The organism is Rhodobaculum claviforme (genome assembly GCF_016653255.1).
GTDB lineage: Bacteria > Pseudomonadota > Alphaproteobacteria > Rhodobacterales > Rhodobacteraceae > Rhodobaculum > Rhodobaculum claviforme.
The window spans coordinates 1-10,319 of the sequence record NZ_NHSD01000250.1; the positions used below are offsets into that span (position 1 = coordinate 1).

Here is a 10,319-nt window from a genome sequence, read left to right on the forward strand (position 1 = left end):
GCCGCCGCCCCCCTGGACGCCGAGGCGACGCGCCGCCACCGCCGCGCGCGCTTCGACCGCATCGCGCGCTGGGCGCTGCCGCTGGTGGTGCTGGCGGCGGCGCTGGGGCTGTGGGACTGGATCGTGGTCGCCAACGCGATCCCGCATTACATCCTGCCGCGGCCGGGGCTGGTGCTGCGCACGCTGATCGCCGACTGGCCGCTGCTGTTCGAATCGCTGCTGGTCACGCTCCAGATCACGCTGATGGCGCTGGCGATCGCGGTGGTGGGCGGCGTGGGCCTCGCGATCCTGTTCACCCAGTCGCGCCTGTTCGAGCTGTCGTTCTACCCCTACGCCGTGATCCTGCAGGTGACACCCATCGTGGCCATCGCGCCCCTGATCTTCATCTATGTCGACAGCCGGATCGCGGGGCTGCTCATCTGCGCGTGGATCGTGGCGTTCTTTCCGGTGCTGTCGAACACCACGCTGGGGCTGAACTCCACCGACCGCAACCTGCGCGACCTGTTCGCGATCTACGGCGCGACCCGCTGGCAGACGCTGCGGTATCTGCAACTGCCCTCGGCGCTGCCCTACTTCCTCGGGGGCTTGCGCATCGCGGGGGGCCTCGCGCTGATCGGCGCGGTGGTGGCGGAATACGTCGCCGGAACGGGGGGTATCGGCTCGGGCCTCGCCTTCCGCATCCTCGAGGCGGGCTTTCGCCTCAACATCCCGCGCATGTTCGCAGCCCTCCTGCTGATCGCGGCGACCGGGGTCATCATCTTTGCCGGACTGTCGCTGCTGTCGCATCTGCTGCTGCGCAAATGGCACGAATCGGCCCTGAAGCGAGAGGTCTGATGGATTTCGCGATCCTTCCCACGGCACGGCCGCTGCGGCTCGACAACGTGACCGTTCCCGGCTTCCTGACGGGCGCGCCGACGGACACCGTGCGCACCACCCTCACCATCGACACCCATGGCCGGCTGAGCGACGCCCCCGCGCCGGTCGCGGTGGAGATGCGCGGCGCCATGGTCTGGCCCGCCTTCGTCGACATGCACACCCACCTCGACAAGGGCCACATCTGGCCGCGCAGCCCCAACCCCGACGGCAGCTTCGCGGGCGCGCTCGATACCGTGGGCGCCGACCGCGCGGCGCACTGGTCGGCCGAGGACGTGCGCACCCGCGCCGACTTCTCGCTGCGCTGCGCCTACGCGCACGGCACCCGCGCGATCCGCACCCACCTCGATTCGATCCCGCCGCAGGACAGCATCACCTGGCCGGTGTTCGAGGCACTGCGCGCCGACTGGACCGGCCGGATCGAGCTTCAGGGCGTCTGCCTTGTCACCGCAGACGACGTCGACCCCGACGGGCCGTTCCGCGCCACCGCCGACCGGGTGGCGCGCGCGGGCGGCGCCCTCGGCATGGTCACCCTGCCGCTGCCGGACATGGCCGACCGGCTGCGCGCCTTCCTGCGCATGGCCGAGGCGCGCGGCCTCGCCGCCGACTTCCACGTCGACGAGACCGCCGACCCCGCCGCCGCCACCCTGCGCCAGATCGCCGAGGTGGTGCTGGAGACCGGCTTCACCGCCCCCGTCACCGTCGGCCACTGCTGCTCGCTCGCCACCCAGCCGGAGGCCGAGGCGCTGGCCACCCTCGATCTGGTGGCCCGCGCGGGGCTGCACGTCGTGTCGCTGCCGATGTGCAACCTCTATCTGCAGGACCGCCACGCCGCCCGCACGCCGCGCTGGCGCGGCGTCACGCTGGTGCACGAGATGAAGGCCCGCGGCATCCCCGTCGCCTTCGCCTCCGACAATACCCGCGATCCGTTCTTTGCCTACGGCGACATGGACATGCTTGAGGTGATGCGCGAGGCGACCCGCATCGCGCATCTCGACCACTCCGACCCCGACTGGGGCGCGGCCTTCACCACCACGCCCGCGCGCGCCTGCGGCTTTGACGCGCCCTCGCTCGCCCCCGGCGCGCCGGCCGATCTGGTGATCTGCCGCGCGCGCACGGTGAACGAGCTGCTCTCGCGCCCGCAATCCGACCGCATCGTGCTGCGGGCGGGGCGCCAGATCCCCCGCGCCCTGCCCGACCACGCCGAGCTTGACCCGCTGATGAGGACCGAATGACCCCAGACATCGCCGCCGCCCGCGCCGCCCTCGGCCACCTCGACATCGACGACAACCCGGTGTCGGTCCGTGCCAAGAGCCGCGACTTCTTCTGGTACTCGCCGGTCCTCAAGGCCCGCCTCGACCACCTGACAGCCGATTTCGTGGTGGCCCCCCGCTCCGAGGCCGAGGTCATCGAGACCTTGCGCGTCTGCCATGCCCACAACGTCCCCGTGACCGTGCGCGGCGCCGGGACCGGCAACTACGGCCAGGCCATGCCGCTCGCGGGCGGCTGCGTGCTGCACCTCAAGCATCTGGACCGGGTCACGGCGGTCCACCCCGGCCGCGTCATCTGCCAGCCCGGCGCCCTGCTGAGGGACGTGGACGCCGCCTGCAACGCCCATGGGCAGGAGCTGCGCATGTTCTCCTCCACCTGGGCCACGGCGACCATCGGCGGCTTCATCGCGGGCGGCTCGGGGGGGATCGGGTCGTGCACCTGGGGCCAGCTGCGCGACCTCGGCAACATCCTGCGCCTGCGCGTGGTCACGATGGAGGAAACCCCCCGCGTGCTCGAATTCCGCGGCGAGGAGCTGTCCCGCGTCTCCCACGCCTATGGCACCAACGGCGTGATCACCGAGGTGGAGATGCCGCTCGCGCCCGCCTATGACTGGGTGGGGCTGTTCGTCGCGGTGGACGACTTCGACGCCGCCGCCCGCCTCGCGCTCGACCTCGCGAACGAGGACGGCATCCTCATCAAGCTCGCCTCCGTGTTCGAGGCCCCCACGGCGCAGGACTACTTCCAGCGCGTGCGTCCCCACATCCGCGACGGCGAACATCTGGTGGCGCTGATGATCGCGCCCCATGCCATGGACGCGTTCGGGGTGTTCCTGTCGCGCCGCCCCGGGGCACGCCTGATCTACCGCTCCGACGCCCATGACTGGGACCGCGACCCCGGCCCGGTGTTCGAATACGGCTGGAACCACACCACCCTGCGCGCGCTGAAGGTCGACCCCGCGATCACCTACCTGCAGGTCCTCTATCCCGGCGACCCCTACCCCAAGATGGCGAAGATGCGCGCCTTGTTCGGCGCGGAGGTTCTCCAGCACCTCGAGGTCATCCGCGCGGGCGGCACCTGCGGCTTCGCCTCCCTCAGCCTCGTGAAGTTCACCACCGAGGAGCGGCTGGAGGAGATCGTCCGCCTGCACGAGGCGCACGGCTGCTTCGTCTTCAACCCCCACCGCTACACCCTGGAGGAAGGCGGCCGCCAGCACCGCGACGAGGGGCAGCTGTCGTTCAAGCGCGAGGCCGACCCCAAGGGCCTGCTGAACCCCGGCAAGATGATCGGCTGGGACGATCCGGATTTCGACTATGCCACGATCTGGCATTATCCGGGGATGAAGGCCGCCGAATGACCTCCAGCCGCGCCGCGCCGAGGCCCGCCGGGATGCCCAAGGCGGCGGGCCCGGGCCGACCCGCGGAGCGATTTTCGCCCGCCCGGTTGCAATTTTCGGTTAACAACGGGTTAATTTCCGCCCCGTTTCACCGCGCCCCGGCGGGCGTGTCCGCTCACGCGCGTTAACCTTTCGCCGGCGCAGCCCCTCCGCGATCCGTTGATCCCCGATGAAAGGTCCCCCCGTGCGTGCTCTCGTGATCCACTGCCACCCCGACCCCGCCAGCTTCACCGCCGCCGTGCGCGACCGCGTGCTGGCGCGGCTGCGGGATCGGGGCGCCGAGGTGCGGCTGCACGACCTCCACGCCAGCGGCTTCGACCCCGTCCTCGGCCTGCAGGACTGGCGCCGGTACAACGACAGCCCCGCCAACCGCCTGCCGGTGGCGCGCGAGGCGGCCGACCTCGCGTGGTGCGACACCCTGATTTTCGTATATCCCACATGGTGGTACGGGGTGCCCGCGATGTTGAAGGGATGGCTGGACCGGGTGCTTCTGCCCGACCTTGCCTTCCTGATGCCGCGGGCCGAAGGCGAGACGATCCGCCCCGGCCTGCACCACATCACCCGGCTGGGGGTGTTCACCACCTGCGGCGCGTCGTGGTGGCTGACGATGCTGATGGGCGCGCCGGGCAAGCGCACGCTGCTGCGCGGCGTGCGGTACCTGTGCGCGCCGCGCTGCCGCACCGCTTATGCGGCGCATTACCTGATGGACAGCTCCACCCCCGACAGCCGCGCGCGCCATCTGGACCGCGTGGATCGCGTCATGAAAAGGCTTGTCGGACAAAGCCTTGAACCCAAAAGGCAGGAGCCCGCACGATGACCGCCCGCGACTGGACCGCCCTGCGTGCGCCGCAGATGGCCACGCTTGATCCCGCGCGCTGCATTGCCGTCCTGCCGACGGCGGCGGTGGAACAGCACGGCCCCCATCTGCCCCAGGGCACCGACACCATGATCGCCGAGGGGATGCTGGACACGCTGCGCGCGCTGTGCCCCGAGGATCTGGACCTGCTGATCCTGCCGGTGCAGGCGGTGGGCAAGTCCAACGAGCACCTCCATGCCCCTGGAACCCTGACATTTTCGGCCGACACCGCCCTGCGCGCATGGCTGGAGATCGGGATGTCGGTGGCCCGCGCCGGGGTGCGTCGGATCCTGCTGGTCAACAGCCACGGCGGCAACCTCGACCTGATCTCGATCCTGTCGCGCGAATTGCGGGTGCAGGCGGGCATGCTGGCGGTCAAGGCGCAGTGGGCAAGCTTCGGCGCGCCCGAAGGACTTTATACCGAACATGAGCTTCGCTACGGAATTCACGGAGGAGACATGGAAACATCGCTGATGCTCCACTTCCGCCCGGAGCTGGTGGCGATGGCGGCGGCGGAAGATTTCCGCTCCTCGGCCGAAGTGGCGCCGATCCCGCCGGTGGGGCCTGTGTCGCTGGGCTGGATCGCCACGGACCTGAACCCGGCGGGCGTGGTCGGCAACGCCGCCGCCGCCACCGCCGACAAGGGCCGCGCCACCGCCGAGCACCAGGCCGCCGGGCTGATCGCGGTGGCGCGCGCGCTGGCGCGCCTGCCGCTGCCGGAGGGCGCGCCGATCAGGGGCGGATGACCTCGGCCTCGGTCACGATCAGGTCCAGCGGCAGGTCGGTGTCGGTGACGGGAACGGCCGCAACCTCCTGTGTGGAAAATGCAATGCCGATCGCGCGGGGGCGTCCGGCAGCCCGCAGCCCCGCCAGTGTCCGGTCATAGAACCCCCCGCCATAGCCCAGCCGGTGCCCGCGCCGGTCGAACGCCAGCAGCGGCACGATCAGCACATCGGGCACACAGCGCGCCCCCGTCCGGGGCACATGCACCCCGAAGGCCGCCGCCACCAGCGGCGCCCCGAACCGCCATTCCCGGAACACCAGCGGCCGGGCGCGCCCCGTCACCACCGGCAGGCACAGCGCTCCGGCATGGGCGCGCATCGCCGGTCGCGGATCGGCCTCGCCCTCCAGCGGCCAGTAGCCGGCAAGAACGCGCCCCGCCTCGGCCGACAGCAGGGGCGCGAGGCGCCGCGCGGGGCCATCGGGCGACCCCGTCCACGCGGCCCGCCTGGCCCGCATCCGGGCGCGCAGGGCGGCCTTGGCCTCGGTCACGGTCATGCGCCCCCCCCCTTCCGGATATGGTGCCCAGCGCATAGCCTCGGGCCAGCCCCCCACGCAACCCGGAGCGCCCGATGCCCGACCTTCTGCTTGGCCAGACCCTTGTGTTCGACGCCGACCCCTTTGCCGAGGGGCCGGGCGCGGCGCGCCATGACGCCCACGGCGCGGTCCTGATCGAGGGCGGGCACATCGCGGCCCTGGGCCCGGCCGAGGTGCTGCGCCCCGCCCACCCCGGCGCGCGGGTGCACGACTATGGCCGTGCGCTGATCTCGGCGGGGTTCGTGGACTGTCACATGCACTATCCGCAGACCGGCATCATCGCCAGCTGGGGGCGGCGGCTGATCGACTGGCTGGACCGCTACACCTTTCCCGAGGAGATGCGGCTGGCCGATCCCGCCCATGCCCGCACCATCGCGGCGCTGGCCTGTGATCTGGCGATCGACCACGGCACCACGACCTTTGCGAGCTATTGCACCACCGCCGCCCACAGCGCGGACGCCATTTTCGAGGCCGCCGCAACGCGCGGGCTGCGCATCATCGCCGGGCGCACCTGCATGGACCGCAACGCCCCGCCGGGCCTGGTCGACACCCCCGAGCGCGCGGCCGAGGAAACCGCCGCCCTGATCGCGCGCTGGCATGGCCGGGGGCGCGCGGGCTATGCGATCACGCCGCGCTTTGCGCCAACCTCCAGCCCGGCGCAGCTGGCGGCGCTGGGGGCGCTGTGGGCGGCGCATCCCGACTGCGCCATGCAGACCCATCTGTCCGAGCAGACCGAGGAGGTCGCCTGGGTCGCCGAGCTGTTCCCCGCTGCGCGGGACTACCTCGATGTGTATGCCGGGGCGGGGTTGTGCGGGCCGGGCGCGGTGTTCGGCCACGCCATCCACCTGACGGCACGCGAGCGCGCGCATCTGGCGCGCAGCGGCGCGGGGGTGGCGCATTGCCCGACCTCCAACACCTTCATCGGGTCCGGTTTGTGCGATGTGGCGGGGCTGAAGGCCGACGGCATCGCGGTGGGGCTGGCCAGTGACACCGGGGGCGGGTCGTCGTTTTCGATGCTGCGCACCATGGCCGCGGCCTATGAGGTGGGCCAGCTGCGCGGCCGCGCGCTGCACCCGGCGGAGCTGTGGTGGCTGGCGACCGGCGGCTCGGCCGAGGTGTTGCGGCTGGGCGATCGGGTGGGACGGCTGGCGCCGGGGATGGAGGCGGATGTGGTGGTGATCGACCTCGACTCGACCCGCGCCATCGCGCAGCGGGCCGCACGCGCCGAAACGCTGTGGGAGGCGCTGTTTCCCACCATCATGATGGGCGACGACCGCGCGGTGCGGGCCGTCTGGGCCGATGGACGGTGTCTGCGTGCGCGGGGGGTTGCGCCAGATCAAGGCGCCGCGCGCCCGGCCGCGCCACCCTGCCCGCCAACCAAGGAGGAGCGTTGAGCATGAGCCACACCCCGCACGAGCTTGCAGAGGATTTTCCCGCCGATGCGGAGCGGATTTCGCAGCTGAAGCAGAGCAATGCGCATTTCGCCCGTCTGGTGGAGGAGTACCACGACCTCAACCGCACCGTGCACCGCGCCGAGACCCAGGTGGAGCCGACGAGCGACGCCCACGAGTCCGAGCTGCGCCGCCGCCGCGTCGTGCTGAAGGACGAGATCCGCCGGATGCTCGACGCCTGAGGCGCTGATCCGGGGCGCCGGTGCCGGCCCCGCAGGGGCGGTGGCGCGGGCGCCCCTGCGGGGCCGAAACCCCTGCTCCGGGGCGCCGGTGCGGCGCCTCGGTCGGGGTGGCGGGTCTGATGGCCCGGATCGGGTGACGGGCCTGCCACCCCGGAGGTAGCAGATGCAGCGGGTGGACAATGGCGCGGGCGGCCCGGGTCCGCCGAACCCCGTGTGAGGCATTCGGGCGGGCGGCACCGGGCGGACGGGGTCAGGTCGGCGCGGGTGGGGCGAACGCCTCGGGGATGTCGGCGTGGCCGTCCAGCACCAGATCGGCCATCCGCTCTCCGGCCAGCGGCGCCAGAGCGAAGCCGATCTTGAATCCCCCGTTGGCGACAAAGCGGTCGGGCGCGCCCGGCCAGCGGCCCAGCACCGGCTGGCGGCTGGCGGCACGCGGCCGCAGCCCGGCCCAGCGCGCCCGCACCCGCGCCCCCGCCAGATCCGGGCACAGCGCCACCGCGCGGGCGTGCACCGCCTCCAGCTGCGCGTCGGTCGCGGTGGCGTCGGTGAAGTCGCGTTCGCTGGTGGAGCCGACGGCCACCGTGCCATCGGCGTGGGGCACGATGAACAGGCCCGCGTCGCAGACAATGGGGCTGCCGACCGCGTCATGCTCCAGGATCATGGCCTGGCCCTTGACCGGCCCGCCGATCCCGGCCTGTGACAGCCCCTCCCAGCCGGTGGCCCAGACCACGGGGCCGGTTTGGGGCGGATGGGGGGTGCCTTCATCGATCCGCCCGCCAAGTGCCCGCACCGCCGCCGCCAGCGCGGCGCAGGCCTGGCGCGGATGCAGCCGGGCCGACAGCGTATCGTGCACCACACGGCCCGAGGGGCTGGCGATCCGCAGACCCGGCGCCGCGGCACCGTCGATCACGGCCCAGCGGCCCAGCCCGGCCCACAGCTCCGCGGCGCCGGGGCCGCGCGCCTCGGCGCGGGCCACGGCCTCGGCGTCGGCCAGCGGCTGCAGCCGGCCGACGCGCGCATAGCCGGGATCGGCGCCGCCCGCCTGCGCCACCCCCGCCCACCAGTCGGGCGCCATCGCCAGCGCCTCCAGCTGAAGCGCCTTGATGGGGGTCCAGGCCTCGGGCACATGCGGGGCCAGCGCGCCGACCACGCCGCCGCTGGCGCCCGCGCCGATCCGGCGGGCCTCGTGCACCGTCACCCGCGCCCCGCGCCGGGCGCAGGCATACGCCACAGCCAGGCCGAACACGCCGCCGCCCATCACCGTCACATCCCGCATGGCAGACCCCCGCTGTGCGCCTCTCGACATTCCGTGCGGCCCTGCCCATGGTCCGCCCGGCGCGCGAGGGCAAGGGGGGTGCGGCGGATGGCGCAGGCGGCAGTGGCGTGGGCCGAGGGGGATGTGCCGGTCTCGGCGCGCTATGACGATCCGTATTTCTCGCTGCGCGGCGGGCTGGCGGAGACGGCGCATGTGTTCCTGGCCGGCAACGCGCTGCCCCGGCGGTTCCGTCCCGGCTTTCGCATCGCCGAGCTGGGCTTCGGCACCGGCCTGAACATGCTGGCGGCATGGGCGGCATGGCGCGCGGCGGGGGTGGCCGGGCCGCTGCGCTATACCGGGTTCGAGGCGGCCCCCATGACCGCCGCCGACATCGGCCGCGCGCTGTCGGCGTTTCCCGAGCTTTCGCCACTGCTGCCGCCGTTTCTGGCGGCCTGGCGGGCGGGGGCGCGGCGGATGCACCTGCCGGGGCTGCTGGCCGAGGTGGTGGTGGGCGATGCGCGGACCACCCTGCCGCGGTGGCCCGGACGGGCGGATGCGTGGTTCCTTGACGGCTTTGCCCCCGCCCGCAACCCCGAGATGTGGGAGCCGCCGCTGCTGGCCGCCCTCGTGCGCCGCATGGCGCCGGGGGGCACGCTGGCGACCTACTCCGCCGCGGGCGCCATGCGCCGGGCGCTGACCGCCGAGGGGCTGACAATCGAGCGCCGCCCCGGTTTCGCCGGCAAACGCCACATGACCGTGGGGTGGCGCGCATGATCGCACAGGACACGCGGCTGGGCATCGGGCTGATGGTGGCGGTGACGCTTGTGTTCTCGGCCCAGGACGCGATCTCGCGCCATCTGGCGGGGGAATACAACGTGCTGATGGTGGTGATGGTCCGCTACTGGTTCTTTGCGGCCTTTGTCATCGCGGTGGCGGCCCGCAGGCCCGGCGGGCTGCGCCGCGCGGCCGCGACCCGCCAGCCCTGGGTGCAGGTCGCGCGCGGCCTGCTGCTGGCGGCCGAGGTCTGCGTGATGGTGCTGGCCTTTGTCGTTCTGGGGCTGGCGGCGACACATGCGGTGTTCGCGGCCTATCCGCTGCTGGTGGCCGCGCTGTCGGGGCCGGTGCTGGGCGAACGCGTGGGCTGGCGGCGCTGGATGGCGATCGCGGCGGGGTTCGTCGGCATCGTGATCATCCTGCAACCCGGCGGGGCGGCGCTGCAGCCCGCGGCGCTGATCCCGCTGGCCGCCGCGCTGGGCTTTGCCCTCTATTCGCTGCTGACGCGTTATGCCGCGCGCGAGGACAGCGCGGCAGTCAGCTTCTTCTGGACCGGGACCACGGGGGCGGTGGCGATGACCGCCGTGGGCCTGTGGTTCTGGCAGCCGATGGCCCCCGCCGACTGGGGCTGGATGGCGCTGCTGTGCTGCACCGGCGCCTTTGGCCACTGGCTCCTGATCCGCGCCTACGAAGTCGCCGAGGCCAGCGCGATCCAACCCTTTGCCTATCTGCAACTGGTGTGGGCCTCGGGCCTCGGGCTTCTCCTGTTTGGCGAAACCCTGTCCCCGACCCTCGTGCTGGGGGCGAGCATCGTGGTCTCGGCGGGTCTGTTCACGCTCTGGCGCACCCGCAAGGTGGCAGACGGCTGACCCGGCGCCACCGAAGCGTCCACCATGCCGACAGGGGGCCGGCGCGCGGCCCCCTGTCGGCATGGTGGACGCTTCGG

Annotated in this window: 11 protein-coding genes; 9 read left to right on the plus strand and 2 right to left on the minus strand. The window is 72.6% G+C overall.

The window, feature by feature from the left end; genetic code table 11:
• The first annotated feature begins 12 nt into the window (after positions 1-12).
• From CCR87_RS09150 to CCR87_RS09170, 5 genes are all read left to right on the plus strand, one after another.
• A complete protein-coding gene (locus CCR87_RS09150) occupies positions 13-834 on the plus strand; it encodes an ABC transporter permease (RefSeq protein WP_242511935.1) in 822 nt (273 codons plus the stop codon).
• Positions 834-2,108, plus strand: coding sequence for a cytosine deaminase (locus CCR87_RS09155; RefSeq protein WP_201157222.1), 1,275 nt, complete (start codon positions 834-836; stop codon positions 2,106-2,108). The genes CCR87_RS09150 and CCR87_RS09155 overlap by 1 nt, the downstream gene beginning before the upstream one ends.
• Positions 2,105-3,499: an FAD-binding oxidoreductase gene (locus CCR87_RS09160; RefSeq protein ID WP_201157223.1), complete on the plus strand. Its 1,395-nt coding sequence runs from the start codon at positions 2,105-2,107 to the stop codon at positions 3,497-3,499. The genes CCR87_RS09155 and CCR87_RS09160 overlap by 4 nt, the downstream gene beginning before the upstream one ends.
• A gap of 223 nt (positions 3,500-3,722) precedes the next feature.
• Entirely contained in the window at positions 3,723-4,355 is a 633-nt protein-coding gene (locus tag CCR87_RS09165; protein ID WP_201157224.1) for an NAD(P)H-dependent oxidoreductase, read from the plus strand.
• Positions 4,352-5,140 carry a creatininase family protein gene (locus CCR87_RS09170; protein WP_201157225.1) on the plus strand — a complete coding sequence of 263 codons (789 nt, stop codon included), beginning with the start codon at positions 4,352-4,354 and terminating at the stop codon, positions 5,138-5,140. Before CCR87_RS09165 ends, CCR87_RS09170 begins: the two co-directional genes overlap by 4 nt.
• On the opposite strand, the gene CCR87_RS09175 is transcribed toward CCR87_RS09170, so the two are convergent.
• Complete coding sequence (locus CCR87_RS09175; protein WP_201157226.1) at positions 5,127-5,672, minus strand: 5-formyltetrahydrofolate cyclo-ligase; 546 nt, start codon at positions 5,670-5,672, stop codon at positions 5,127-5,129. The two genes, CCR87_RS09170 and CCR87_RS09175, sit on opposite strands and share 14 nt — an antisense overlap.
• Before the next feature lie 74 nt (positions 5,673-5,746).
• Between CCR87_RS09175 and guaD the strand changes: the two genes are divergently transcribed.
• Together guaD and CCR87_RS09185 are read left to right on the plus strand one after the other, a co-directional pair.
• Positions 5,747-7,105 (plus strand): guanine deaminase, encoded by a 1,359-nt coding sequence (guaD, locus tag CCR87_RS09180; protein WP_201157227.1) that lies wholly within the window; start codon positions 5,747-5,749, stop codon positions 7,103-7,105.
• A gap of 2 nt (positions 7,106-7,107) precedes the next feature.
• Positions 7,108-7,344 (plus strand): HP1242/YdcH family protein, encoded by a 237-nt coding sequence (locus CCR87_RS09185; protein ID WP_201157228.1) that lies wholly within the window; start codon positions 7,108-7,110, stop codon positions 7,342-7,344.
• Between the two features lie 250 nt (positions 7,345-7,594).
• Here CCR87_RS09185 and CCR87_RS09190 read toward each other — a convergent pair whose 3' ends face one another.
• Positions 7,595-8,620 carry an NAD(P)/FAD-dependent oxidoreductase gene (locus CCR87_RS09190; RefSeq protein WP_201157229.1) on the minus strand — a complete coding sequence of 342 codons (1,026 nt, stop codon included), beginning with the start codon at positions 8,618-8,620 and terminating at the stop codon, positions 7,595-7,597.
• 87 nt (positions 8,621-8,707) lie between these two features.
• Between CCR87_RS09190 and mnmC2 the strand changes: the two genes are divergently transcribed.
• Positions 8,708-9,373, plus strand: coding sequence for a tRNA (5-methylaminomethyl-2-thiouridine)(34)-methyltransferase MnmC2 (gene mnmC2 / locus CCR87_RS09195; RefSeq protein ID WP_201157230.1), 666 nt, complete (start codon positions 8,708-8,710; stop codon positions 9,371-9,373).
• Positions 9,370-10,242 (plus strand): DMT family transporter, encoded by an 873-nt coding sequence (locus CCR87_RS09200; protein WP_201157231.1) that lies wholly within the window; start codon positions 9,370-9,372, stop codon positions 10,240-10,242. Before mnmC2 ends, CCR87_RS09200 begins: the two co-directional genes overlap by 4 nt.
• Positions 10,243-10,319 lie beyond the last annotated feature (77 nt).

Excerpts from the sequence above, each read along its gene's own strand:
- CCR87_RS09155 (WP_201157222.1), top strand. The coding sequence starts at position 834 with ATGGATTTCGCGATCCTTCCCACGGCACGGCCGCTGCGGCTCGACAAC.
- CCR87_RS09160 (WP_201157223.1), top strand. The coding sequence starts at position 2,105 with ATGACCCCAGACATCGCCGCCGCCCGCGCCGCCCTCGGCCACCTCGAC.
- CCR87_RS09170 (WP_201157225.1), top strand. The coding sequence starts at position 4,352 with ATGACCGCCCGCGACTGGACCGCCCTGCGTGCGCCGCAGATGGCCACG.
- CCR87_RS09175 (WP_201157226.1), bottom strand. The coding sequence starts at position 5,672 with ATGACCGTGACCGAGGCCAAGGCCGCCCTGCGCGCCCGGATGCGGGCC.
- guaD (WP_201157227.1), top strand. The coding sequence starts at position 5,747 with ATGCCCGACCTTCTGCTTGGCCAGACCCTTGTGTTCGACGCCGACCCC.
- CCR87_RS09185 (WP_201157228.1), top strand. The coding sequence starts at position 7,108 with ATGAGCCACACCCCGCACGAGCTTGCAGAGGATTTTCCCGCCGATGCG.
- CCR87_RS09190 (WP_201157229.1), bottom strand. The coding sequence starts at position 8,620 with ATGCGGGATGTGACGGTGATGGGCGGCGGCGTGTTCGGCCTGGCTGTG.
- mnmC2 (WP_201157230.1), top strand. The coding sequence starts at position 8,708 with ATGGCGCAGGCGGCAGTGGCGTGGGCCGAGGGGGATGTGCCGGTCTCG.
- CCR87_RS09200 (WP_201157231.1), top strand. The coding sequence starts at position 9,370 with ATGATCGCACAGGACACGCGGCTGGGCATCGGGCTGATGGTGGCGGTG.